At 63.8% G+C, this 25133-nt stretch carries 26 protein-coding genes, 1 tRNA gene and 1 pseudogene; 13 read left to right on the forward strand and 15 right to left on the reverse strand.

Features of this window, described 5'->3' with window-relative positions:
- Positions 1-18: 18 nt before the first annotated feature.
- A complete protein-coding gene (locus tag ACERI1_RS03370; RefSeq protein ID WP_373616621.1) occupies positions 19-549 on the reverse strand; it encodes a hypothetical protein in 531 nt (176 codons plus the stop codon).
- 139 nt (positions 550-688) lie between these two features.
- Between ACERI1_RS03370 and ACERI1_RS03375 the strand changes: the two genes are divergently transcribed.
- Positions 689-1141, forward strand: coding sequence for a hypothetical protein (locus tag ACERI1_RS03375; RefSeq protein WP_373616622.1), 453 nt, complete (start codon positions 689-691; stop codon positions 1139-1141).
- A 302-nt stretch (positions 1142-1443) separates the two neighbouring features.
- Positions 1444-1893, forward strand: coding sequence for a hypothetical protein (locus ACERI1_RS03380; RefSeq protein WP_373616623.1), 450 nt, complete (start codon positions 1444-1446; stop codon positions 1891-1893).
- On the opposite strand, the gene ACERI1_RS03385 is transcribed toward ACERI1_RS03380, so the two are convergent.
- Positions 1878-2546 (reverse strand): O-methyltransferase, encoded by a 669-nt coding sequence (locus ACERI1_RS03385; RefSeq protein WP_373616624.1) that lies wholly within the window; start codon positions 2544-2546, stop codon positions 1878-1880. The two genes, ACERI1_RS03380 and ACERI1_RS03385, sit on opposite strands and share 16 nt — an antisense overlap.
- Before the next feature lie 181 nt (positions 2547-2727).
- Here ACERI1_RS03385 and ACERI1_RS03390 point away from each other — a divergent pair, with 181 nt between their 5' ends.
- Together ACERI1_RS03390 and ACERI1_RS03395 are read left to right on the forward strand one after the other, a co-directional pair.
- Positions 2728-3168 carry a dCTP deaminase gene (locus tag ACERI1_RS03390; RefSeq protein ID WP_373616625.1) on the forward strand — a complete coding sequence of 147 codons (441 nt, stop codon included), beginning with the start codon at positions 2728-2730 and terminating at the stop codon, positions 3166-3168.
- Between the two features lie 60 nt (positions 3169-3228).
- The gene (locus ACERI1_RS03395) at positions 3229-3855 is read left to right on the forward strand and encodes a universal stress protein (protein ID WP_373616626.1); all 627 of its coding nucleotides are present in this window, start codon (positions 3229-3231) and stop codon (positions 3853-3855) included.
- Positions 3856-3934: 79 nt separating this feature from the next.
- Here ACERI1_RS03395 and ACERI1_RS03400 read toward each other — a convergent pair whose 3' ends face one another.
- On the reverse strand, positions 3935-5500 hold the full coding sequence (locus ACERI1_RS03400) for an HTTM domain-containing protein (RefSeq protein ID WP_373616627.1): 1566 nt from the start codon (positions 5498-5500) through the stop codon (positions 3935-3937).
- A 152-nt stretch (positions 5501-5652) separates the two neighbouring features.
- On the opposite strand from ACERI1_RS03400, the pseudogene ACERI1_RS03405 reads away from it, so the two are divergent.
- A pseudogene (locus ACERI1_RS03405) lies at positions 5653-5837 on the forward strand (DCC1-like thiol-disulfide oxidoreductase family protein); the annotation flags it as partial.
- Between the two features lie 175 nt (positions 5838-6012).
- Here ACERI1_RS03405 and ACERI1_RS03410 read toward each other — a convergent pair.
- The 7 genes from ACERI1_RS03410 to mct form a co-directional block, all read right to left on the reverse strand.
- A tRNA-Thr gene (locus ACERI1_RS03410) sits at positions 6013-6086 on the reverse strand.
- A 12-nt stretch (positions 6087-6098) separates the two neighbouring features.
- Complete coding sequence (locus tag ACERI1_RS03415; protein WP_373616628.1) at positions 6099-6614, reverse strand: N-acetyltransferase family protein; 516 nt, start codon at positions 6612-6614, stop codon at positions 6099-6101.
- A complete protein-coding gene (gene pgk / locus ACERI1_RS03420) occupies positions 6583-7806 on the reverse strand; it encodes a phosphoglycerate kinase (RefSeq protein ID WP_373616629.1) in 1224 nt (407 codons plus the stop codon). Before pgk ends, ACERI1_RS03415 begins: the two co-directional genes overlap by 32 nt.
- A 101-nt stretch (positions 7807-7907) precedes the next feature.
- A complete protein-coding gene (locus ACERI1_RS03425; RefSeq protein WP_373616630.1) occupies positions 7908-8516 on the reverse strand; it encodes a cyclic nucleotide-binding/CBS domain-containing protein in 609 nt (202 codons plus the stop codon).
- Positions 8517-8600: 84 nt separating this feature from the next.
- Positions 8601-9371, reverse strand: coding sequence for a GTP cyclohydrolase III (locus ACERI1_RS03430; RefSeq protein ID WP_373616631.1), 771 nt, complete (start codon positions 9369-9371; stop codon positions 8601-8603).
- Positions 9372-9446: 75 nt separating this feature from the next.
- Positions 9447-9779, reverse strand: coding sequence for a DUF5785 family protein (locus ACERI1_RS03435; protein WP_373616632.1), 333 nt, complete (start codon positions 9777-9779; stop codon positions 9447-9449).
- A gap of 366 nt (positions 9780-10145) precedes the next feature.
- A complete protein-coding gene (mct, locus tag ACERI1_RS03440; protein ID WP_373616633.1) occupies positions 10146-11321 on the reverse strand; it encodes a succinyl-CoA:mesaconate CoA-transferase in 1176 nt (391 codons plus the stop codon).
- A 162-nt stretch (positions 11322-11483) separates the two neighbouring features.
- On the opposite strand from mct, the gene glmS reads away from it, so the two are divergent.
- From glmS to citE, 5 genes are read left to right on the forward strand one after another with little or no spacing between them, the layout of a single operon-like run.
- Positions 11484-11939 carry a methylaspartate mutase subunit S gene (glmS, locus tag ACERI1_RS03445; RefSeq protein WP_373616634.1) on the forward strand — a complete coding sequence of 152 codons (456 nt, stop codon included), beginning with the start codon at positions 11484-11486 and terminating at the stop codon, positions 11937-11939.
- An 8-nt stretch (positions 11940-11947) separates the two neighbouring features.
- A complete protein-coding gene (locus tag ACERI1_RS03450) occupies positions 11948-13387 on the forward strand; it encodes a methylaspartate mutase subunit E (protein WP_373616635.1) in 1440 nt (479 codons plus the stop codon).
- Complete coding sequence (locus tag ACERI1_RS03455) at positions 13384-14658, forward strand: methylaspartate ammonia-lyase (protein ID WP_373616636.1); 1275 nt, start codon at positions 13384-13386, stop codon at positions 14656-14658. Before ACERI1_RS03450 ends, ACERI1_RS03455 begins: the two co-directional genes overlap by 4 nt.
- Complete coding sequence (gene mch / locus ACERI1_RS03460; RefSeq protein ID WP_373616637.1) at positions 14651-15715, forward strand: 2-methylfumaryl-CoA hydratase; 1065 nt, start codon at positions 14651-14653, stop codon at positions 15713-15715. The genes ACERI1_RS03455 and mch overlap by 8 nt, the downstream gene beginning before the upstream one ends.
- 32 nt (positions 15716-15747) lie before the next feature.
- Positions 15748-16791: an L-malyl-CoA/beta-methylmalyl-CoA lyase gene (citE, locus tag ACERI1_RS03465; RefSeq protein WP_373616638.1), complete on the forward strand. Its 1044-nt coding sequence runs from the start codon at positions 15748-15750 to the stop codon at positions 16789-16791.
- 97 nt (positions 16792-16888) lie between these two features.
- Here the strand turns inward: citE and ACERI1_RS03470 are convergent, their stop codons facing one another.
- From ACERI1_RS03470 to cyaB, 4 genes are all read right to left on the reverse strand, one after another.
- Positions 16889-18067, reverse strand: a complete 1179-nt coding sequence (locus ACERI1_RS03470) for a tRNA sulfurtransferase (RefSeq protein WP_373616639.1) — start codon at positions 18065-18067, stop codon at positions 16889-16891.
- An 82-nt stretch (positions 18068-18149) separates the two neighbouring features.
- Positions 18150-19409, reverse strand: coding sequence for an MFS transporter (locus ACERI1_RS03475; RefSeq protein ID WP_373616640.1), 1260 nt, complete (start codon positions 19407-19409; stop codon positions 18150-18152).
- Between the two features lie 217 nt (positions 19410-19626).
- The gene (locus ACERI1_RS03480) at positions 19627-20832 is read right to left on the reverse strand and encodes a methionine adenosyltransferase (protein ID WP_373616641.1); all 1206 of its coding nucleotides are present in this window, start codon (positions 20830-20832) and stop codon (positions 19627-19629) included.
- A gap of 106 nt (positions 20833-20938) precedes the next feature.
- Positions 20939-21481, reverse strand: a complete 543-nt coding sequence (gene cyaB, locus ACERI1_RS03485; protein ID WP_373616642.1) for a class IV adenylate cyclase — start codon at positions 21479-21481, stop codon at positions 20939-20941.
- 88 nt (positions 21482-21569) lie between these two features.
- Between cyaB and ACERI1_RS03490 the strand changes: the two genes are divergently transcribed.
- Positions 21570-22535 (forward strand): peptidylprolyl isomerase, encoded by a 966-nt coding sequence (locus ACERI1_RS03490; RefSeq protein WP_373616643.1) that lies wholly within the window; start codon positions 21570-21572, stop codon positions 22533-22535.
- A 169-nt stretch (positions 22536-22704) separates the two neighbouring features.
- Here the strand turns inward: ACERI1_RS03490 and ACERI1_RS03495 are convergent, their stop codons facing one another.
- Complete coding sequence (locus tag ACERI1_RS03495; RefSeq protein WP_373616644.1) at positions 22705-23331, reverse strand: RAD55 family ATPase; 627 nt, start codon at positions 23329-23331, stop codon at positions 22705-22707.
- A 175-nt stretch (positions 23332-23506) separates the two neighbouring features.
- Between ACERI1_RS03495 and pyrB the strand changes: the two genes are divergently transcribed.
- A complete protein-coding gene (gene pyrB / locus ACERI1_RS03500; protein WP_373616841.1) occupies positions 23507-24448 on the forward strand; it encodes an aspartate carbamoyltransferase in 942 nt (313 codons plus the stop codon).
- Positions 24441-24929 (forward strand): aspartate carbamoyltransferase regulatory subunit, encoded by a 489-nt coding sequence (gene pyrI, locus ACERI1_RS03505; protein ID WP_373616645.1) that lies wholly within the window; start codon positions 24441-24443, stop codon positions 24927-24929. The genes pyrB and pyrI overlap by 8 nt, the downstream gene beginning before the upstream one ends.
- Positions 24930-25133 lie beyond the last annotated feature (204 nt).

A 25133-nucleotide genomic window follows, 5' to 3' on the forward strand; every position in this document is an offset into this window, starting at 1 on the left:
CGACCGGGGCGGCGACGCTCAGTCGGCTTCAATCTCGCTCGTGGCTCGAGCCGCCGGATCGTCGGCCTCGTCGCGCGGAAAGAGTGGCTTGACCGGCACGATCACGTGGGCGCGGACGAGGTTCCCGTCGTTCAGTCGCCATTTCCTGAGATGCACGATCGAGCGGGAGCCGCTGTAGCCGTCCTCGATCCGCTCGCAGACCGCATCGAACGCCGCCTCGTCGAACAGGTCGTCCGAGACGTGATCAGTCACGATCGCGACACTCCCGCGCCGAGCGTAGACATCGAGGCGCCCTTCGAATACGTGCTCGACGTCCTCGATCCAGCCGTGGATCTCTCCGACCGTCGGCCGATCCGGTGCCGTCGGAAAGGTGATCGATGCCTGATACTGGTCGGGACGTTCCCGGACGTGTCGCTGCCAGAGTCGCCCTAGATGCTGTACGACTCCGGGTCCGGGCACCCGCGACGCGATATCGGTCGCTCGGCCGACCGCAGACGACACGCGCCGTCGAAGGTAGGTGATGGGATCGGCTCGATCGCGTTCCCTCATTCGTTCTCACCTTCGAGTTGCGGGCATCGGTAATACGTCCTTTGTTGTCGAAAACGATAGTTCAACAAGAAAGTCACGCGAGCGTGTGTATTGTCGCTTCGCGAGGGTTTTGTACAATCCGTTACTACCGCGGGACAGCATGCATCGAACAGGGCACACCCACTCGGTTTCCCGCCTCGTCGGATCCGTCGGGATCGTCGCCATCGGCGTCGCGGGTAACACTGGCTTTGACACCCCGCTCCGAACGATTCCAGCCCTCCTCTTGATCGCACTTGGTGTCGCTGGCGTCACGAGCACTGCACGGGAAGCTGGAACGGCACGGCTCCGATGGATGGCGAAACGATGGTGGGTGCTTGCCTTCGCGACCTTCCTCCCCTATGCGCTGGCGACTGCTCCCGACAGCGAAGCGGCGGCCGCCGTCGGTGACGCGTTCGCCGGCCCGGTCGCGGGGCTCGTCCTCGAGTCGGTCGCCGGTGCGATGGCCCTCTGTGCCGTGTCGATGTCGGTCCTGTACGCCTTCGCCCGGTACGGGATCCATCCGGGACGGCCAACGCCCGAAGAGCGCGTCCTCGCCGACGGCGGCGACGATTGAGACGGTCTGCTGTCCTGATGTCCCGGCGCACCCGTAGGACGGGTGGCGGGTGCGCCGGAACCCACTGACAGGGGTCCGTATGAGCTGTCGACCGGTTCCCGAAATCCCATGGCAGGTCGCGGGTGCGCCAGCACTGACTGCTATAGTAGCCACTGAAAGTCAATGTACACCTGATCGCACGAGGGTTGTGCGATCGGTGTGTAAATCGTTTCAGTTGTTACTATAGAGGTCCGTACGAGCACGCATCGGCTGCAGTCAGCCAACAGCTATATATTCCGGCACCGACTCAACCCGGCAAAGCGGTGCACGACGTGATTCCGACACTACCCGATTCGGATCGAACCCTGCTCGCCGCCTCGCTCGCCTGTTTCGCCGTCGCCGGCGTCGCGACCACCGCCACCGACGGCGTCGAACTAACGATCGGAGCGACTGCGCTCGCCATCGTCGGCGTCTACGGCGTCGCTCGCTACGCCCAGTCGGTCACACGACGGACGCTCGCACATACAGCACTGGGCCTGTGGCTGTCGTTCATCGGAATCGCCGGCACACACGCCGTCGGCCTCGAGACAATCGGCACCGTCGCGCCTGGACCTGCCGCGGTGACGGTCGTCGCGCTCACCGCGGTTACGTGGGCGACGCTGCTCGCTGCCGCCGGCGCAACGATCTTTCTCGGCTTTCGAGAGTACGGCTCGCCGGCCCCGGCGGACGAACAGGTTCTCGACAGCGACGCCTCTGATTACTCGACGCGGTAACTCACCGCGATCCCTTCACCAAGCGGGAGAATCATCGTCTCGAACGCCGGATCGGTCCGGACCGTCTCGAGGTACTCGATAATTCCCTGCGTGTGTTCGTTCGTCTCCGCAGGTGGGGCCCCGTCGGCCCACTCGAGCAGGTCGTCGAAGTCGATAACCCCAGCCGTGATCGCGTTGTCGGCGATGACGACGCCGCCGACCGGAACTGTCGCACGGACGGCCTCGAACGCATCGGCGTACTTGTGCTTCTGGTGGTCGATCAACACCACGTCGAACGGCCCGTCGTAGCGGTCGATCGCCACCATCGCGTCGCCGTGTTCGTATCGTGCGATCGCGTCGTAGCCGCCCGCGGCCATGTACTCGCGGGCGAGCTCGAGTTCGTCCGCGTCGACTTCGGTGAGGACGATCTCGCCGTCGTCGGGGAGGGCCTCGGCAAGCCAGTAGGCTGAGTAGCCGTATCCAGAGCCGAACTCGAAGACCCGCTCAGCGCCGTTCAGTCGGGCGACGAACCGAAGGAACGCGCCGACCTCGGGGCCGACATGGGGAAAGCCCTCCGCGGCGGCGTATTCGTCCATCTCGCGTAGCGTCTCGTCGGGGTCCGGGCCGACCGCGCGAACGAAGCGGGCGATGTCGTCGGTGAGAACGTCGGTCATACGCGAGCATACTGGCAGCCAGCACAAAGACACTGCCGGACACACGGGCAAACACTGCTCGCGCGCGAGCCGCCGTCGCGATTCTTTCGCTATCCCATCACACTGCCGTCTGCCTGCTCGCCGCGGGTTCGTGGGAGCGACAGTATCCTTTTTGCCACTCGAAATCATCCTTTCGACCGACATGTCTGCCGACCATACCCTCGCCGAGTCAGTCGATAATCTGGTGTACGAACCCGTACAGGTCCACGAGCACGGCATCGACCTGACGGTCGCCGCCGTCTACGAAGTCGCCGCTCCCGGCAGCATCGACTTCGGCGGCGACGAACTCGCAGACGCCGACCTCGAGCCGGTGCCAACCGAGCTCGCGGCGCCCGACGACGAGTACGGCTGGTGGGACCTCGAGGGTGGCCAGTACGTCATTCAGCACAACGAGTTCCTGACGGGGCTCGAGCACCCCGTCCAGCTCCAGCCGCGCAACGAACTGCTGGCCCGTGGCGGGTCCCATCCCTCGATGCTGGTTCGCGACCACCTCCCGTTGATGCCGCTGTCGGTCGCCGACGGCGGTCTTCGGCTCAAGGAGAACGCGCGAGTATCGACGGTTACAACGTTCGGTGACAGCTAATCGCCGAATATCGTTGTCCAACAGCGTATTTACCGTCTGACTCCCTAGCCCGCGGTAGTGATGTATCAGGACATCCTCGTTCCGACGGACGGGAGCGACGGGACCCGGCAGTCGCTCACGCACGGACTCACGCTCGCGGAGCGATTCGATGCGACGATCCACGCACTGTCGGTCGTCCCCGAGGGGCCACTGGGGACGCTCCAGTCCGACGAGGGACACCGCGTCGCGGAGCGAGCAGTCGAGCGCGTCGAGGTCGAAGCGACACGCGAGGGGGTCGACGTCGTGACGGCGGTCGAACAGGGTGTGCCACACGAGGTGATCCTCGCGTACGCCGATGACCACGATATCGACATGATTATTATGGGGACACAGGGCCGAACCGGGCTCGATCGGGTGCTCGTCGGCAGCGTCGCCGAACGGGTCGTCAGGATGGCCGACATCCCGGTCGTCACCGTCCGGCTGAACGACGAGATTCGGATCGAGGACGCCGACGAGGCCGCCCGAATCGCGCGCAAAGCCGTCGAAGCGGAGGGGTACGACGACATCACTGTCAGCGACGATCCACACCGAACCAGCGCCTCCTGGATCGTTCCCCTCGAAACCGGTGGCGGGTCGCTCCACGTCCACGTCGACGCCGTGACGAGCGAGGCTCGAGTCGTGAGTTGTTCACACGAGAGTCGCCACTGAAACCGGCTGCTGTTCCGCGATCTTGGAGGGGTCACACCGCGGTCGCAGCCCCGCCGGCACCTACTGACAGGCGTCCGTCTCAGTCTTGAACGAACTCGCCGTCGCAGCGGTATTCTTGTAATTTGATACTGTTTATCGGCTCGCTCTCGTTGTACGGCTCCGAGTACTGTGCCATGTAGTAGAGCTCGAGCCGCTCGAGGTCGGTCTCGTGCGCACCGTTCCAGCGGTCACACAGGTGGTTCGCTAGATACGACCGGTGGTTCTCGTTGTCGCCCCCCCAGACGTTCGCGAGGTATTTCCGCCAGCGAGTGGTCGGGTACACGTCCTCGTGACTCGCTGGTGGACCCCAGTTGAGCTCGGATCGATGGAGGGCATCCACCTCGGAGCCGTTCTCGAGTTCGGCTGGTGCGAGGAACCAGCCGTCGGTTCCGAGCGGTTCCGGAGCGAACATCTTCCAGGATTGTTCGGTTGCCGTCGCCTCGAGTGCTTCCTCGCCGGGTTCGGGCACGTCGGTGTAGCCGACCGCCTGTGCGTTCGAGAGGACCACGAGAACGAGAAAGAGCCAGGGGAGCACCGTCGAAAACAGCGCGCGTCCGCGAGCGACCCCGACAGTGAGAAGTTGCTGTGGCGCTGGCGCGGCGGTCGGAACGTCGCCGATCGTCGGTCCCTCGGGGAGCGTGGTTCGGAGTCGAGACATCGCGCCGCGTAGCGGTCCGACGAGGCCGGCTCGGGTCGCCAGCGCGGTCACGCTGTCCCAGACGAACGGCGGGTAAAACGGGACGAGTGCAGTGACGACGACCAGCGGAAAGATCCCGATTCGCATCGTCACGAGCATGCCAAGATGCATGCCGGCGTACGCCATCGCGAGTGCCATTCGCAGCCGACCGGTGAGGAGGATCAACAGTGGTGAACTGAGCAAGAGCGCCGCCCACAGGTACGTCATCAGTTGCAGTAGCTCGGAGTGCCCAGCGAGGACATCGCCGAGCAGGTACGTGAACTGATAGTCGAGACTGAAGACGTAGACGACTGCCTCCCCGTTGAACCACATCTCGCCTCGACTCTTGTGGATCGCGTTCACGACGTACATGGCAACGACCTGGAGCAACAGTGCCATCGTCGCCACGTTCGAGACGGTCGCTCGCGACTCGTCAGCGTGGCGAGCGTCGACGGCCCACCGCTTACCCAGCGGCAGGAACATCGCCCAGAACAACAGGACGCGAAGCAACACGTCCCCTCCGTTGAGAACCATTGGATTCCGGACGTGTAGTGAGACGAGCAACAGCCACGAACAGACCGTCGCGAACCGGGTTCGATACCCGACGGTCATCGCGACCGCAAAGACGGCGGCGACGACGAACAACAGCGCGATCGCCCACGTCTCGCCTGAGATCGCGTGCAGCGAGTACACGTTCGAATAGTCCGAGAACAGGGCCGCTCGTGGGAGCACCCCTGAGTCCGTGTAGAACGCCTCGAGATTCCGCGACCGGAGTACGAGATCGGTGAGCAACAGGAGCCCGAGCGCGATCCGAAATGCAGCCAGCGCTCGTGTGTCGATCGCGAATCGATTCGCAATCCCAGCCGAGAGTCGATCAACGGCACCCGAAAGCCGGCGGCGTACGTCAGTTGAAGAGCTTCGTTCTTGCATCGTCTGGACTAGATATTCGGTGTCCCGACCAGATCGGCATAAGCTTGGTGTATGGTGAAATTCACCTTTGACCTACCAACCATCTCAGGTCCCAACGCGCGGTGATTGGACGGTGCCCTGAACGACGATCACTCCGTGCCGAGAGTCGTTCGATGAGTACCGTGATTCCGGACGAGGATCCGGTCGTCCTGTTCGATGGGGTCTGTCCCCGCTGTACTTGCCTCGTCCAGTTTATCATGCCTCGAGATCCGGACTGGAAATCCACTTCGCGTCCCTCCAGTCCGATACCGGGCAGGAACTGCTCGCCGCGCACGACCCCCCGATGGACCCCCTCGAGTAGATCTGGACCGATGTCTCTGCTCCGACAGTGATGGTCCGACGGTCACGACTGGGGGACAAATCCGTTCGTGGAGGGACAAACAGGGATGGCGTAGCTGGCGCTCATGGATCCGGTCACACCAGCTACGCTAGAACGAAGATTCCGCTCGCTCACGTTCGTTCGCGAGTAGAAAAGCCAGGGCGGGGATTTGAACCCCGGAAGTCTCGATTACAAGTCGAGTGCATGAACCGCCCATGCTCCCCTGGCGCTGGCTGTTGATTAGCCGTCCTCCTTTGAATGTGTATCGTTTTCGTCCCGGTTTTCGAGCGACCGTGACATCGTTACCCGGAACTCGTCGTACCCCTCGCGACGATAGAACCGACGGGCAGCCTCGTTGTCGGCCATCACCTCGAGCAACACCTCGTCGGCACCGCGCTCGGCGGTCGCTTCCTCGGCAGCCTCGAGCAACGCGGCCCCGATCCCGCGGTCGCGGAAGGCGGGTTCGACGTAGATGTTCGAGAGCAGCCCGCGGGTGCTGTCGAGTTCGAGGGAGCCACGCTCGAGCGTGACCGAGGCGAAACCGACGATCTCGCCTGCAAGCCGGGCGACGAGGAGGCCGTCGTTGATCTGGTAGGCCGCAAGCGTCTCGCGCATGGTGTCGCGGTTCGAATCGGCGCGGACGGCCGAGTCGTGGCGGCGCTGGTCGCGGGCGAGTTGGACCCACAGGTCGGTGACCGTCTCGAGATCGTCTCGCGTGGCGAGTTCAATCGTCGGCTGCGGGTTGTTCGGGGGCATTCTCGAGTGCGGTCACGGCGGGGAGCGGTTCGGCGGTGAGCATCCGCAGGGCAGCGCCGCCGCCGGTGCTGACGTGGGAGAAGCCCTCGACACCGAGTTGGCGCAGGGCGGAGGCGGTGTCGCCGCCGCCGACGATACTCATGGGTCGGTCCGTGGCGGCACCGAACAGCTGTCTGGTGCCCGTCTCGAAGCACTCGTCCTCGAAGACGCCGGCGGGGCCGTTGAGGATCACCGTCTCCGCGTCCGCGAGGATGCGCTGGTAGTACTCGAGCGTCGACGAGCCGATGTCCATAGCGGCCTCGCCGTCTCCTGGCGGCAAGGCGTTGATCCCGAGTTCGTGGCGCTGGCCGTCGCGGGCGACGGCGACGTCTCGCGGGAGGGCGATCCGATCGCCGTAGGCATCGAGCAAGTCGGCGGCGCGATCGATCTCGTCCCAGTAGCCCTGGTCGTAGATGAAATCGGAACTGGCGTCGCCCAGATCAACGCCGTCGGCGATGAGGAAGACGTTGCCGACGACGCCCGCGGTGAGGACGTGATCGGCCAGTCCTTTCTCGAGGACGGACCAGGCAACGTCGATCGAGTCGGGTACTTTCGCCCCGCCGAGGACGTAGACGCGGGGTTCGGGCGTCTCTTCGATCGAGCCGAGCACGTCGAGTTCGGACTCCATGACACGGCCCGCATAGCCCGGCAGGACGGTCGGAAGACCGACAAGCGAAGGCTGTGAGCGATGGGCCGCCGCGAAGGCGTCGTTGACGTAGGCATCGAGAACCGGCTCGAGGCCCTGCACGAGGTGGGTTCGGGCAGCGCGCTCGGGGTCGAACTCCATGTACTCCTCGCTGTAGAAACGGGTGTTCTCGAGGACGACGCAGTCGCCGTCGTCGAGGTCCCTGACGGCCTCGCGAGCGGCGTCGGTAAACGTTGCATCCACGTAGTCGACGGACTGGCCGAGCAGTTCCGAGAGGCGATCGGCGTGGGGCTCGAGCGTGACGAACTCGTCGCCGCCGGGTCGACCCTGATGGGCGAGGACGGCGACCCGACCGCCACGCGCAACGAGTTCCGAGAGCGTATCGACGTGTGCGCGCAGTCGGGCGTCGTCTGCGAGCGTGCCATCGTCGTCGATCGGACTATTGACGTCGACGCGAACACCGACGGTAGTCCCTTCGACGTCCAGGTCGTCGAGGGTCGCGATCATTATCGACCCCTCCACCGCGGCCCCCGAAAGGTCTTTCTATCGGAGAGATAGGGGCGGTATATGCTGGCACCACACACGATACGATCGGAGTCGCTCCCGACTCACACCGATCGGCAGTCCGCACAGACCAGCTGCCCGTTTGCGTCCCACAGCGACTCCGCGAGCGAGCCACAGGCCTCACAGACGCCCTGGGTCGTGTACTCGTCGCCACCGTTGGGGAGCAACTGCGTCTCGCCTTCCACGGTCGACCGGGTTGCCGTGGGCTCGGCGGACTGACGGTCGCGGTCGATCGGCGGCTCGCTCGAGCGAGGAGGCGTCATCGTCGCCTGGAAGGAACTCGCGGCAGCGATAACGTCGCGCTGGGTGACGACCCCGGCAACGCCGTCGTCGCCCTCGACGACGACGTTGCGGATGTTCTGGCGAGCCATCGTCGTCGCGACATCGGTGAGCGACCGGTCGAGCCCCACCGTGACGACCGGCGTCGTCATGGCGGCTTCGACGGTCAGCGCGGCCGGATCGTGCTCGTCCGCGACGAGTTCGAGGACGTCCCACTCGGTCAGAACCCCGACCGGCTCCGGCCCGCGAACGACCAGCGCGCAACTCGTCTGCTCGTCACGCATGAGCCCCACGACGTCGAGAACGGTATCGGACTCACTGACGCCAACGTAGTCGGTCGTCATCACGTCTCTGACGGACAGTTCCGATTCCATATGCGAATGATTCGCACGAACGGGCTAAAAGCTACCTCCGGCACACTTAAGCAAGACGGCACCGAAGTTCGGTAATTCCGCTACTTAGGCCGTCTCCCACTCGAGCTCGACTCTGGTTCCGTCAGCTCGGCAGGTCTCGAGGGCGTGTTTGGCGGCAAAGCCAGCCTCGTGGGCGCTTTTCCCACGACCGACACCGACCTGCATCTCGACGTCGACGGCGTCCTCGACGTGTGTGAGTGCCTCCTCGTAGTCACTCGTCTCGAGATCGGGACAGATGACGATGACGTTGTCACCGCCGACGAAAAACGAGAGGCTATCGTGGGCATATCGCATGTGACGCATGAGTTCGGCGTACCCCTGCTCGATCTCGATGAACGTGTCGAAGGCGTTGAGTTCGTCCGTGTAGTTGCCGGTGGCGTTGATCACGTCGAAGTGAGCGATCTGGATGTCGTCGTCGGTCCGGTAGGCGTCGTCGATGGTCCGGCCCTCGAGACACTCGCGGCGGTGTTTGTCCTGTGCGCTGCCGGCGTCCTGTAAGCGTTCGGTCGCGTCGGCCAGCGCTTGCACGGGGTTGGTGCCGGTCGCGACGCCGAGACTGAGCGTCACGGGATAGCGGTTACCGACCGACTCCTGGAGGAGGGCGTGGTCCTCGAGGTCGAGCCCGTTCGTGACGGCGATCATATTGTCGAAGCGAGTAAAGAAGGTGTAGCCGCCGCGGTTCCCGACGAACTGGGAGATGTCCGCGTACAGCCGGGACTGCATGGTCTGGAGGTCGGCCTCCCGGCGCGGTTCAGGGGTCACCGTCCACGGCCCGTAGTTGTCGATCTGGACGAGCGTTACCTGCGTATTAGTCACTGTGGCCGATTCTTTCGAACGGCGTCGTATAAGTGATACGCAATCCAGTTTCGTGATGCGCCGCGAGAACCAGTTCTATGCGGGAACCTTCTCGGGATCTTTGCCCTGCGGATGGTACTTCCAGAAGTTGCCGGCGCGCATGGCCGCACCGATAGCCTTGTGCATGTCGAGGATCGTCTCGAACTCGTCGATGTCCTCGTCGACGTAGTCGAAGATGTCGCTCATGGCGACGATCGTCTCGTGGTTGACTCGAATCGGGTAGTTACCGTACTCGTCGACGAACTCGGTGCGGTCGAGCGGGAAGTCCTCCTCCTCGTCGACTTTGTCCGCGATGATTCGCATGTCGAACTTGCGCATCCCCTCGCTGCCTTCCTCTCCGTCGGGGTCGACTGGCCAATCGTTGCTCATACTCCGACGTGTGCAGGGGACCCGCAAAAGGATTACTCCTTGCCGCTGTCACCTCGCTTGCGGGAGATGCGCTCGAGATCGGCCAGTTCGAGCCGTTTGCTGCTGTCGGCGACAGTCATCGCTCGTTTCGCTCTTGATCTGTCCGTGTGTGGCGAGCCAGTCGCGTTCGTTACCGCTACCGGTCTCAGGACCTCGTCGGCCCAGTTCCTGCAACTGCTCAGCGACGATCGGTTCGGTCGATAACGGGAGGCAGGCCTGACGGTATCATCGTCCGAATAGCTGAGAGACGAGAGAGAAGAATGTCCGTAGCGACCGAACAGATACGAACTCGCTCGAACCGGAGACAGTAAATGGGCGTCGTGTCGGTTAGTCGTCGGCCGTTTCTGTGTCCGCTTTCTCACCCAGCACTTCCTCGCGATGCTCGTCGAGCAGCGGCGCGCGACCGCGAGGCTTGGGGTTGGTCTCGGTCATCTTGATCGGGTTGCCCGCGATCTCGACGTCCGTGTCGGCACCAGGCTGTTCGACCGGCACGAGCATGTCTCGCGTGTGGACGTGCGGGTCGTCGAAGATCTCCTCGGTGGTCTGGACCGGCGCGGCGGGCACACGACCCTCGAGTTTGTCGACGAGTTCGTCGTTGGTCTGTGCGCGAGTCCACTCGGCGATCTCCTCGCGCAGTGCGTCGCGGTGCTCTAAGCGCTCGGGCGTCGTGGGGTAGTCCTCGGCGAGATCCTCGCGATCCATCACGTCGCACAGTTCCGCCCAGTGGTTGTTGTTGAACGCGGCGATGACGGCGTAGCCGTCGTCGGTCTCGAAGGCGTTGTAGGGGAACAGCGTCGGGTGGGAGTTACCCCGGCGGGTGGGGGCGTCGCCGGTGTACGACTGCTGGTAGATGGCCCGCTCGGTGAAGCTGATCATCGAGTCGTACATGCCGGTGTCGACGTACTGGCCTTCGCCGGTCTGTTCGCGGTGGTTGACCGCAGCCAGAATGCCGATACAGTTCAGCGTCGCGGTAAAGAGGTCGCCGACGCCGGGGCCGGTCTTCGTCGGCGGGCCGTCGGGCTGGCCGGTGGTCTCCATGACGCCACCGAGCGCCTGCGCGATGAGGTCGAAAGAGGGCTGGCCCTGCCGATCAGTTTCGCCCGTGCGCGGGTCACCGAACCCACGGATCGAGGAGTAGATGATGTCCTCGTTGTACTCTGTGAGCGTCTCGTAGCCCAGGCCGTACTTCTCCATCGTACCCGAGCGGTAGTTCTCGACGACGATGTCGGCTTCCTCGACCAGCGAGAGGAAGTCCTCGCGATCCTCTTCCTCGCGGAAGTTCAGCTCAATGCTCTTCTTGCCGCGATTGACGCTCTGGAAGTAGCCACCGTAGGCCTCCTCCTCGGAGTCGTCGACGAACGGCGGGTTCGACCGGATCATGTCACCGCCGGGACGTTCGATCTTGACGACATCCGCACCGAGGTCCGCGAGTAGCATCGTGCAGTACGGCCCAGCCAGCACCTGGGTCAGATCTAGCACGCGAAGGTTGGAAAGTGCTCCCATGTCTGTACGCCCTCTTACGAAACCATCCCCAAAACCCTTACCATCGATCATGAAGTTGAAACCATGTGCCACGACCAGTGCGAACACTCACCATTGGGACACTCATAGGATGTTTAAAGAATATTATCATGGAAGATCATTAAGTTTATACCCGAGTTCCTCATGGTTCTCAATACGATGTCCCAAACGGTCGTCCTCGGCGTGATTGGCTCCGATGCCCACGTCGTTGGCATCACAATCTTAGAGCAAGCCTTCAGCGCAGCCGGCTTTGATGTCGTGAACCTCGGCGTCCAGACCTCCCAGGAGGAGTTCGCCGAAGCCGCGGTAGCCCACGACGCACAGGCTGTACTCGTTTCCTCGCTCTACGGCCACGCCGAGCAGGACTGCCAGGGATTCCATACCGTCCTCGACGAGGCGGGCGTCGATGCCGTCAGCTACATCGGCGGCAACCTCGCTGTCGGACAGGACGACTTCGAGCAAACCCGGAAGACGTTCCGGGAGCTCGGCTTCGATCGCGTCTTCGACTCCGAAACCGACCCCGAAGACGCGATTGCTGCGCTGCGCGAAGACCTCGAGATCACTCCGACTGAGTCGGAACGCGCAACTATTAGTTCTTAGATGTCTAGATGATACGAGACGAACGCATACCATCCGACGAGCTACAGCGTATCGACGAAGAGATTCGGTCGAACTGGCCGACGGGGGCAGACGTCGACTTCGAAGAAGCGATCGAGTACCACGAATCGCTCCCCGAACACAAGCGATTCGCCGACGTCCTCGAGTCGGCGGACAAGCCGCTACTCCAGCCCCGAGCCGGTGTGCCCCGGCTCGACGACCAGATCGAACTCCTCGAATACCTTCATCAAGAGGGCCAGGCCGATCTGCTGCCGACCACCATCGACTCGTACACGCGTGACAACGAGTACGAGAAGGCCCAGCAGGGCTTAGAAAAAGCCCGCGAAACCGGCGACGACACCCTGAACGGCTTCCCAGCCGTCAACCACGGCGTCGAGGGCTGCCGGAAACTGATCGACGCGATCGACGCGCCGATCGAGGTCCGTCACGGCACGCCGGACGCCCGGCTGCTCGCGGCGATCACCTTCGCCGGCGGCTTCCAGAGCTTCGAGGGGGGCCCGATCTCTTACAACATTCCGTACACCAAACGCCACGGGCTCGAGGAGACCATCAAGCGGTGGCAGTTCGTCGACCGCCTTGCGGGAGCGTACACCGAACGTGGCATCCGCATCAACCGCGAGCCGTTCGGCCCGTTGACCGGCACGCTGGTGCCGCCGTCGATCGCGATCGCGATCGGGATCGTCGAGGGGCAGCTAGCGGCGACCCAGGGCGTCCGGTCGATCACGCTCGGCTACGGACAGGTCGGCAACGTCGTGCAAGACGTCGCCGCCCTGCAGGCGCTTCGGAAACTCGCGAACGAGTACCTGCCAGACGAGGTCGTCGTCACCACCGTCTTCCACGAGTGGATGGGCGGGTTCCCGCCGGACGAGGCCCGCGCGAACGGCGTCATCAGCCTCGGCGGGATGACCGCTGCCATCGCCCAGCCCGATAAGGTCATCACCAAGTCGCCCCAGGAGTTCCAGGGGGTCCCGACCAAGGAGGCGAACGCCTCGGGCCTGCGCACCACGCGCCAGGTCATCGACATGGCCATCGAGCAGAAGATCGACATCGACGGCATCGAGGAGGAACAGGAACTCATCGAGCGCGAAACCCGCTGTCTGATGGATACGATCTTCGAACACGGCGACGGCGACGTCGTCCAGGGGACGCTCAAGGCATTCGACTCCGGGGCACTCGACGTGCCCTTCGCCCCCAGCGACAGTGCGAAAGGGGCCGTGCTCCCGGCTCGAGACGACGACGGTCGCGTCCGCATCTTCGAGTGGGCCGACCTCGCGATGGACGACGATATCAAAGAGATTCACAAAGCGCGACTGTCCCAGCGTGCCGACACCGAGGGGCGCAAACAGTCGTTCCGGATGGTTGCAGACGACGTCGACGCGATCAGCGACGGCAAACTCATCGGTCGCCCCCAGGGCGACGTGAAACTATGAATATTACAGGCATATACGCAACGCCCGGCTACTCCGGGTTCTTCTTCGACGACCAGCGCGCGATCAAGCAGGGAGCAGAGCACGACGGCTTCACCTACGAGGGTGAGCCGGTCACCGACGGCTTCGACGAGATTCGCCAGGCCGGCGAGTCGATCATCGTCGACGTCGAACTCGAAGACGGGACCGTCGCTCGCGGCGACTGTGCTGCGGTCCAGTACTCCGGTGCCGGCGGGCGCGACCCGCTATTCAAGGCCGAGGAGTACGCCCCCGTCATCGAGGGCCCCGTCGCCGCCGAACTCGAGGGCCGCGATGCGACTGACTTCCTCGACAACGCCGAGTTGCTCGAAGAGATGGAAGTCGACGGCGACCGCCTGCACACGGCGATCCGCTACGGCGTCTCACAGGCGCTACTCGGCGCAGCCGCCGAAGCCGAGAACACGACGAAGACGGACGTCATGGCCGACGCGCTGGGCACCGAGCCCGCGACGGAGCCGGTCCCCGTGTTCGGTCAATCCGGCGACGACCGCTACACCAACACCGAGAAGATGTTCATCAAGGGCGTGCCGGTCTTGCCCCACGCGCTCATCAATAGCGTCGAGAAGATCGGCGAGAACGGCGAAACGCTGCTCGAGTACGTCGAGTGGCTCGTCGAGCGCTCGCAGGAGCTGGGTCCAGAAGACTACGATCCGCGCTTCCATATCGACGTCTACGGGATGATCGGCGAGATATTCGGCGCGCCGTACGACCGCGATGAAGTGGTCGACTACTTCGCGGCGCTCGAGGAAGCCGCCGCACCGTACCCGATCCAGATCGAGGGGCCGATGGACGTCGGCAACCGCGCCGATCAGATCGATGCGATGGTCGAACTCCGCGAAGGGCTTGCCGAGGCCAATGTCGACGTCGACATCGTCGCCGACGAGTGGTGTAACACGTTCGAGGACGTGCAGGCGTTCGTCGACGCCGGCGCGGCCGACCTCGTGCAGGTGAAGACACCCGACCTCGGTGGCATCCACCGTAGCGGACAGGCGGTTCGCTACTGCGAGGGCACCGACACGCGGGCCTACCTCGGTGGGACCTGCAACGAGACGGAAACCTCCGCGCGTGCCTGCGCCCACGTCGCGCTCGCGACGAACGCCGCGCAGGTGCTCGCAAAGCCCGGTATGGGCTTCGACGAGGGGTACATGATCGTCGAAAACGAGATGCGACGAACGATCGCGCGACGAGCACGCAACCAGCCACAACAGACTGACGAGGTGACTGCAGATGACTGATTGGACTGATCCCGACACGTTCGCACAGGCACTCGAGCAAGTCGAGACTAAAGAGAAGGGCAACTGCTTCGAGGACTTCGAAGAAGGCGACATCATCGAGCACGACCCCGGCCTGACGCTCACCCAGTTCGGCAACGAACAGTGGATGGGCCAGACGCTCAACCACGACCCCGCCTACTGGCGCACCGACGCCGCCGAAGCACGGGGCTTCGAGGAGCCGCCGGTCCACCCCGACTACCTGACCGCCGCGACGCTCGGTATCACCGTCGAGGACCTCAGTGAGAAAGGCGGCTACTTCCTCGGTCGCACCGACGTTCGCTTCCCCAACGCGCCGGTCTACACGGGAACCGAACTCCACGTCGAGAGCGAGGTCGTCAACCGCGCCACCTCGAGTTCCCGACCCGAGTACGGCATCGTCTCCTGGCGCACTCGCGGCAAAGACGCCGAAACCGGCGAGGTGCTGTGTTCCTACGAGCGTACGAACATGATCCCGCGTCGCGAACCCGTCGCCACCGACGGGAGCGGTGCCGCCGCTGCCGAGGAGGAAGACGACGGACCCGAACTCCCCGACGAGTTCATTACCCCTGAAGGTGGCTACTTCGAGGACTTCGTCGCCGCACTCGAGGACGCCGACGACGAAAACGCCGCCGTCGCCTACCGCCACGAACGCGGTCGCACGCAGGACGACGTGACCGTCGCCTCGCTGCCGCTGGCGACGCTCAACACGGCCAAACAGCACCACAACGTCGACGTGATGTCCGACTCGCCGTCCGGCGACATCGTCACCTACGGCGACGTGACCCGCTCGACGGCGCTCGGCCACGCCCGCTCCGACGAGCAGACCTGGCGCGAGGTCGGCTTCGACGACGAATCGTTCCACACGTTCGTCGCCGTCGGCGACACCGTCTACGCCTTTACGCGCGTCATCGAGGCCGAAGACGACGCCTCGAGCGACGAGGCCGGCATCGTCACCTTCGAACACATCGCGTTCAATCAGGACGACGAACCTGTCTATTCGGGGACACGAACCGCCGAGATTCGAAAGCGTTCTAACTAACACGATCGAACATCATAAACGAATTCAGACACATGACTGACGACATTCGACTCTGCCGTACGTTCCAGACTGCACCGGCCGCCGTTCCGAAAGACGACTCCGCGAAGTATCTGCGCTCGGGCCTCGAGGCCGAGGGCTTCCAGGCCCCCGACTGGCTCGTCCCCGACATGGAAGACGGCACCGCGCCGAACATGAAAGACGAGGGCCTCGAGAACACGATCGATCTCGTCCCCGACTATGACTTCCCTGGCGAGATCTGGCCCCGCGTCGAGTGGAGCTACGAGGACGCCTCCTTCCGCGACCGCGGTCGCGAACAGATCGACCAGCTCGTGGGCGAGATCGGTGACGAAATCGAAGGCGTCGTCGTCCCCAAAGTCGGTCGCGTCGAGGACGTCAAACGCGCCGCCGAAGCCGTCGCGGAAGCAGAGGCCGAACACGGCTACGCCGACGGCTCGATCAAACTCTCGATCATCGTCGAGACCGGTCGCGCCCGCTCGGATCTCCGCGAAATCTCGAAATTCGGCGAGGAGTCCCGACTGACCGCGCTCGTCTTCGGTCCCGTCGACTACGCCGCCGAACTCGGTGCGCGAGACCTCGGCGACGGTCGCCCGCGCTGGGACGGCCTGCTCGAGGCCCTCTCGAACGAAGCCAGCGCCGCCGACCTGCTCTGTATTGGCGGTCCCTTCGACGACCTGTTCAAGGAACGTGCCGGCCTGACCTACTACAACGCCGACGCCTACGCCGACCAGGTCGAACACGAAGCCCACCTCGGCCTCGACGGCTCCTGGTCGCTGTACCCCAAACAGACGATTCAGGCAAACACCGTCCACATGCCCACACCCGAGGAACTCGAGCGCGACGTGAGCAAGATCGAGCGCTTCAACGAGGCCAAGGCCGAAGGGACGGGCGCAGTCACACTCGACGGCCAGATGGTCGACGAAGCGACGTTCAAGGTCTTCCGCAACACGGTCCAGCAGGTCCGTGCGATCGACGAGACCCGACCCGCCCAGACCGAGGAGTACTACGACGAGGACCTCCTCGAGCGCGCCCGCGACCTCGAGCTGTCCTACACGTAACCGTCCTGCACGGTACGTGAAACTTGCCGGCTGATCTCCTCGCGGATCTGTTCTGCGTTCGCGTTCTCCTCTCGACGCCGCTCAGTGGACTCCAGAATTAGGGTGTGACCAGCGTCGCGTCGGCTGCCGCTGCATCGGCGCGCTCGAACAAATCGTCGGGTTCGGCGTCGAGCAGCGGCTCGAGGCGGGCGTTGGTTTCGACTCGGTCGGGGGTGACCCGGTTGCAGCCGGCGTCGATCGTCGAGTCGGTGAAGGTGCCGATCTCGCGGGCTTTCGCGACGATGTCGGCTTTGTCCCACGTGAGCAGCGGGCGATGAATCGGGAACCGCGTGGCGCGGCTGGTGACCCCGAGGTTGCGGACGGTCTGGCTGGACTTCTGGCCGGCTGCCTCGCCGGTGACGACGCCGTTGGCGTCGACGCGGTCGGCCAGCGTCTCGGCGGCGCGATAGAAAAAGCGGCGCAGCGAAAGCATCCGACCCTGTTCCATTTCGGAGACCAGCAGGTCGACCGTCTCGCCGCCCGGAATCCGATAGACCTGCATGTCGAAGTTCGGTGCGTACTCCGAAAGGATCCGGACTGTCTCCATGGCACGGGCCTCGTGATCGATGCCGCCGTAATCGCCGAGATCGACGTAGGCCGGAACGACCGGACTCCCGCGGCGCATCATCTCGTAGGCCGCGACCGGTGAGTCGATACCGCCGCTGACCAGCGCGATGACCGGCTCCTGCGAGCCAAGCGGCAGTCCGCCCGGGCCGGGGACCGTCTCGAGGTAGATGAACGTCAGATCCTTGCGGACCTCGACGCCGAAGGTCAGGTCGGGATCGTCGAGGTCGACTTCGGGTTCGAAGTCGTCTTCGACAGCCTCCCAGATTGCAGTGCCGCCCTCGCGGGCCAGATCCTCGCTATCGTAGGGCAGGGTCTTGTCCGCACGGCGGGCGTCGACGGCGAACGTCCCGCCGTCGTAGCATGCGCGGGCGGTCTCCTCAAGGGCCTCGATGATCCGTGCTTTTTCGGTGCTAACGGTCAGGGCGGGACTCGCCGAAACGACGCCGAAGGCATCCGTGACGGCGTCGGTCGCGTCCTCAATGGCGTCTTCGCTCGTATGAATCAATGGCCGGTTCCACCGGCGTTCGACCTCGCCGGGAATCGAGCGGTCGGCGAGGAGGGCCTCGATGTTCTCGACGAGGAGTCCCTCCATGTACCGCTTGACAGTGTTGCTCTTGGTGTTGACGTCCCCGTGACGGACGAGGACAGTATGGGCTCCCGGGGGGTGCATGGACTGTGATAGATGATTGTGGCTATAAGGGGATTACGAGGTGCGTCTCAGTCTCGAGCGGGCGAGAGCAGACTTCATCGTCTCAGCCGATCGACTCTTCGACCGTCGGACTGAGACTGCCGGTGTAGGTGTAGATCCCAACGACGAGCACCACGCCGGCCAGCAGCGGAACGACGGCGCTGAGCGCGTAGAGCACGTCGAAGCCGACCGCGTCCGCGAAGGGCAACGAGACCAGTGGCCCGATCGCACCGCCGACGTCGCCGAAGACGTTGTTGGTTCCCATCGCCCGTCCCATACGGTCCTCGGGCGTGAGGTCCGCCAGCAGGGCGGTCAGGGGGCCGCCGACGCCGCCCTGTCCCGCGCCGATCAGCACGCAGCCGCCGACGACGATCGCAAGCGAGGGTGCAAGCGTCAGGACTGCGAATCCAGTACAGCTCGTTACGAGGAAGACCAGCAGGATCGGCACGCGAGCGCCGACGCTGTCGCTGATCTTTCCACCGGAGATGGTGAAGACGGCCCCCGAAAGCGCCGAGGCGGCCATCAAGAGGCCGGAGGTCCCCTGTTCGCCGTAGTCGATGCCAAATCCAGCGACCTCGAGCGCGAGCGTCATCGACTCGGCCTCGAGGTACAACACGAGCGTCGAGAAGAGCACGCCGAAGTAGGCAAAGTAGAGCCCGAAATTGACCAGGCCGATGGTCAGTGCGGGCAGGGTGGTCTCGAGGTCCCAGGGTTTGATCGAAGAGTTCGGGCTCTCGACATGCGTTTCGGGGACGATGAAATACGCAATGACGCTCGCGAGACCAGCAAAGGAGGCTGCAAGGACGAACGCCGTGGCGTTGCTATAGACTTCGCTGACGATCCCGCCGAGTACCATGCCGGCGGGGAAGCCGAACGTGATCCCGGCTCGGACGATTCCCATGCTCGTCCCGCGCGAGCTGGCCTCGCTGACGTCGGCGGTGATCGTATACGCCGTCGCGAACACGAGCGCGCTGCCGACGCCCCACATGATCCGGGCGAGGACGAACCAGACTTCCGGCATCGCGGAGGTGATCGCGACCACGTAGCCCGCGGTCGCGGCCCCCTCGATGGCCAGTCCCGCGACGAACGGCTTTCGGGTGCCGATCCGGTCGACGAGCACGCCGGCGGGCGCGTTCGCGAACAGCCGCGTCCAGCGGTTCGCAGAGAGGATAACGCCGACCATGAACGCCGAAATCCCCAGCACCTCACCGAGGTTCGGCAGGATCGGAAAGACGACGCCGCCGCCGAAGCCGACGAAGAAGGTACTCGCGACGACGGCGTGGACGACCGAGTTGGTGGCAGAGTCGTGACTCGAGTCAGACACGAGTAGTCACGACGCGTTTCGGAGCAAACACTGGCAGTACCACGTCTTTCGATTCGTCCTGTTGTACGCGGGATCGATGCTTGATTATTCCGACGCGACACGACCAGCCCGGGTCAGGGGAGGGCAGGCACTGACGGTTCGACGGAGTCGAAACGTCCAGTCAGATGACGGCGAAGGACCGCGAATGTGGCCGGGCAGCGCCTCGAGTCGATCGGAGTTAGAACGTTGTGAGTTCGCCCTCGATCACACTGCGCGTGATCTCGGTGACGTCGGCGAGTTCCCGGTCGACGATCGCTTCGACATCGGCGTCGACGTCGGAGACCGCAACACCGTCGTCAGTAACAAGGTGGACGTCGGCGACGTGGGGCTGGTCGATCGGCCGACCGATCTGGGAGAGCAGTCGGACGCGCAGGTCGCGGATGCCGTCGACCTCGCTCACGACGCTTTCGGCGATCTCCGTCGAGAGGAGGTTGTAGATCTTCCCGATGTGGTTGACCGGGTTCTTTCCGCTGGTCGCCTCCATCGACATCGAGCGGTTGGGCGTGATGAGTCCGTTCGCACGGTTGCCCCGGCCGACGGAGCCGTCGTCGCCCTGCTCGGCGGATGTGCCGGTAACCGTCAGGTAGATCGAGCCCTCCTCGTAGTCGTCAGCCGTATTGACGTGGACGTTAACCTCGCGGTCGGTGTGTTCGCGGGCAACGTCCTCGACGAACTCCCGAACGGACTCGACGGCCTCGACGTAGGCGTCCATGTCCGCGATGTACTCGTCGACCATCGCCGCGGCGACAGTGACGTCGATCGTGTCGCCCTCGCGTTTGCCCATGATCTTCACGTCGGGGCCGAGCTCTGGGTTTGCGTCGGCGTACTCGCCGTTCAGCCGGCGCTCGGCCTCGAGGACGATCTGTTCGGTTTCGGTCAGCGGCGCGTGGCCGACGCCGAAACTCGTGTCGTTGGCCATCGGGACGCTCACTTCGTCCTCACCGAAGACCTCCTGCAGGTCGCCGCTGCCTTCGCCGAGTTTGACGTCGACGACGATGTCTTCGCCGACCGTTAGTTGCGGAATCTCGGACTCGAGGTACTCGCGGGCGGCTCGCAGCGCGATGGTCTCGGCTGGGATGGCCTGGCCGTCGTAGTGTTTGGTCGCACGACCGACGATCAGGAGATAGATGGGGTCGACGACCTCGCCGCCGCCGAAAGCGGGTGCGGCTTCGCCTGCAACGAGTTGTGTTTCGTCGGTGTTGAAGTGCAGCACTTCGCCGACGCGGTCGAGGTACTCGCGTGCGAGCGCCCCGGCGACGCTCTCGGCGATCCCGTCACAGATGGAGTCGGGGTGGCCGATTCCCTTTCGTTCGACGATTTCGACCTCCTGGTCTTCGACCGCTTGCCGGTCGATAGATTCGATCCGAATGTTCCGCTCGCTCATTGTCGGCACTTGAGCGAGCGTGGTTCTATAACTTGCGGAAACAGATACGCATTAGAAAATGCTTGCTGGTTATTCGGTCGGCTGGGAATCGAGGGAGGCCGGTCGGTCAGGACTCGAGCAGCAGTCCCAGATACGAGGTCCGAATCTGGTCGTCGGGATCGAGTTCCAGCCGCTCGAGGATGTCGTAGGCACCCTCACGGGCGGTCTCGAGGTCTGATTCGTCCGCGACCTCGGTCTCGACCTCGACGTACTCGCCGACGTCGTCGACTGAATCGAGGGTGACGGTGTACCCACCGAGCGAGAACCGTTCGCGGTCCTTGCGCACGGTCGCGGTGGGTTCGAAGCCGAGACTCGTCAGGATGGCATCGATCGTCTTGTCGTCTTCGATCCCGGTTTCGAACTCCTCACGGGTCTTCGTCTCTTCGTCGACGAGGGGACCCTTGTAGGTGACGTGGGTTTCCTCGGCACCGTCGGCGGGGCGCTCCGAGCGAATCCGCAACGCCTCGTCGGTCTCGGCGAAATCGCGATGTGGCGCGTTGTAGTAGGTGTCCGCCTGCACGACCGAGCCCACCCGCGTCGCCTCGAGCGCCTCGAGGCGGTCACGGACGGCCGCGAGCTCGGCGGGGACCTTCACTTCGACCTCGTACATGCCCGTGGAGACGGACGACGGTCGTAAGTATCGGTCGCTCTCGCTCGAAAACGTCGTACTTAAATGTAGACGGGCGGACGTACAACGTATGACTGAGGATCAAGAGGCCGAGCTAGACGAGCAGGCCGATGACGTCGACGAAGAAGTAGCCGAGGAAGCCGCCGACGAAGCCGACGGGCTTCAGGAAGGCGACTTCGTCGAACTCGAGTACACCGCCTACACCGTCGAGGACGAGCAGCTGGTCGACACGACCGACCCCGAGGTCGCCGAGGAAGAAGGTGTCGACGATCAGGGTCAGGAGTTCAAGCCACGAACGATCGTGCTGGGCGAGGGCCATATCTTCGAGGGCGTCGAGGACGCACTCGTCGGCTCCGAACCCGGCGACTCCGGCAGCGTGACGATCCCCGCCGAGGACGCCTTCGGCGAGTACGACCCCGACGACGTCCAGACCGTCAGCGCCGAGAAGATCGACGAGGACGACCGCTACCCCGGTGCGAACGTGCAGATCGACGGCCAGCAGGGCTACATCAGCACGATCATCGGCGGTCGCGCTCGCGTCGACTTCAACCACCCGCTGGCCGGTGACGATGTCGAGTACGAGTACGAGGTCCTCGACGTGGTCGACGACCGCGAACAGCAGGCCGCCGGTCTCTTCGAGATGTACCTCGGGATGGAGCCCGAACTCTGGATCGAGACGGACGAAGTCGAAGAAGAGGTCCCCGTCGAGCCCGACGAAGATGACGAGGACGCCGAACCCGAATTCGAGACCGAAACCGTCGAGAAGGAGACGCTCTACCTCGAGTCCACGCCCCAGATGACGATGAACCAGCAGTGGATGATGGGCAAACAGCAGATCGGCCAGGACATCATCGAGAAGGTCGGTGTCGACCGCGTCATCGTCCAGGAAGTCATCGACGGCATGGGTGGCATGGGCATGGGCGGTATGATGGGCGGCATGGGCGGTATGGGCGGCGGCGACATCGAGGAGGCCCTCGAGGACGCCGACGTCGATGCCGACGAGATCGTCGAAGAGCTCGAAGGCGCAGAGGAGTAACGCAGCCCGCCAAATTCTGTTGTTTTTCTAAGCCGACACTGACGAGCTCGAACGCGCATTGCTTCCGGTGTTCACCACGGGACAAATAGCGGTGCATCGATGGAGTCTGGACAGCCGTCGCTGATGCTCTCGAGAACTGATAGAGCAAGTCGAAGCCGTTGTCGACGCGTTACGCGATGTCGCGGCTCGTGTCGATCGCCACTTCCTCGGTCAACTCGAGTTTGATCGCGTCGGTCGGCTGGCTGCCGCCGCGGAACTTGGGGATCGTGAGGTAATTCTCGAGTTCGGTGCCGGCGATCTCGGTCCGGAGATCGAAGACGGCATCGACGGCGTGGAAGGTTCGCGTTCGGTTCGCGGGCTCGTTGCGGCCTTTCAGACAGTGGAGCATGGCGATGCTACCGGTCTCGAGCATCGTGGATTTGAGATCGTTGAGAAAGGCGACGTAGTCGTCCGTGTCGGTCCGCTCTAAGACGTCCATCGTGTCGATGATGAGGTTGGCACCGTCGGGGAGTGCGCCGATAAGCTGCGTTGCCTCCTCGAGGGGCGTGTCACTCGCGACGTGTCTGACCGTGGGACTGCCGACCGAGGACGGTGAGGTCTCGATCGCGTGGCGGACGGCGTCGTCGGTGCGTTCGGTCGAAAGATACAGTGTTCCGCGCGCGGCCGTGAGCTCGTAGAGGAGGAGTTCGGACTGGCTAGCTGGCTCAGCAGCAAACGCGACGAGACACCCCGGCGGCAGTCCACCGTCGAGTTTGCGATCGAGCACGCTGATTCCGGTGTCCAGCCGACCGACCATACAATTGTAACCAATTGCTGCAGTGCGTGTATAACTCTTTGCCTTGGTATCATGGCCTGCGTCAGCAAGGGACACAAGAGTGTCGCGCATCCGATTCGCATCTCGTGTCGGCTGGCTCTCGGGGCGAATGGAGAATGGAGAGATTCAAGAGGCACGCAAGAGCCTACACGAACGAATGCGCCACGATCACCTCATCACGAGCAAACAATTCTCGCGGGCGGACATCGAGACCATCCTCGATTACGCGGCCGAGATCGACGACGACCCGTCGGCCGTCGCCGACCGCCACGCTGGAACGTTGCTCGGACTGCTCTTTTTCGAGCCGAGCACGCGGACGAAGATGAGCTTCGAGACCGCGATGAAACGCCTCGGCGGCGACGTCGTCGACATGGGCTCGATCGAGTCCTCGAGCGTCAAGAAGGGGGAAACGCTCGCAGACACCGTCCGCGTTATCGAGGGGTACGCCGACGCGCTGGTCTTGCGCCATCCCAAGGAGGGCTCGGCCACGATGGCCAGCGAGTTCGTCGACGTCCCACTGGTCAACGCGGGAGACGGGGCGGGCCAGCATCCGACACAGACGATGCTCGATCTCTACACGATCCGGGAAAACGCCGGTCTGGACGATCTGACGATCGGCATCATGGGCGACCTGAAATACGGTCGGACCGTTCACTCGCTGGCCTACGCGCTGACGAACTTCGACGCTCACCAGCACTTCATCAGCCCGGAGAGCCTGCAGTTGCCTCGCGAGGTCGTCTACGACCTCCACCAGCAGGACGCGCCGGGGATCCGCGAACACGACTCCTTAGAGGAGATCCTGCCCTCGCTGGACGTCCTCTATGTCACACGGATCCAGCGCGAACGGTTCCCCGACGAAAACGAGTACCAGAAAGTCGCCGGCGAGTACCAGATCGACGCCGAGACGCTCGAGGCCGCGAGCGACGACCTGACGATCATGCACCCGCTGCCTCGCGTCGACGAGATCGCCCCCGAGATCGACGAGACCGAGCACGCGGCGTACTTCGAGCAGGCCCACAACGGGGTGCCGGTCCGGATGGCCCTGCTAGATCTGCTCTTAAGCGACGAGGCGGTACTCGGCGGTGATGACGATGAGTGACGATCACGACCACCACGACGGCAACGACGAGCACGAACTGCGGGTCAGCAAGATCCGCGACGGGACCGTGATCGACCACGTCCGCGGCGGACAGGCGCTGAACGTCCTTGCAATCCTCGGCATCGACGGCAGCGACGGTGAGGAGGTCTCGGTCGGGATGAACGTCCCCTCCGACCGGCTCGCGCGCAAGGACATCGTCAAGGTCGAAGGCCGCGAGTTGAGCCAGGACGAAGTCGATGTCCTCTCGCTGATCGCGCCAGACGCGACGATCAACATCGTCCGGAACTTCGACGTCGTCGAGAAACACCGCGTCGAACGACCAGACGTCGTCGAAGGCGTGCTCTCCTGTCCCAACGCCGGCTGTATCACGACGAGTGGCGAACCCGTCACCTCTCGGTTTACGGTTCTCGAGGACGGCGTCCGCTGTGACTACTGTGGGACGATCGTCCGCGAGGAGATCGCGTCGCTGATCGACACCTGAGACTGCCGGCTGTCCCGTGTTTCAGCCGCGACGAGCATCCAGAATACCTAAGTATTTTCCACCCAATCTTCACCTGTACATGTCACGCACCATCAAAATCGTGCTCGCCCTGTTCGTTGTCGCCGTTCTCTACAAGGTCACGTTCGGCGGCTCCGAAGACGTCGAAGTCGATTACGAACCGGCTGAATAGTATTTCGACGATCC

The sequence above is a fragment of the Natrinema sp. HArc-T2 genome (genome assembly GCF_041821085.1).
GTDB lineage: Archaea > Halobacteriota > Halobacteria > Halobacteriales > Natrialbaceae > Natrinema.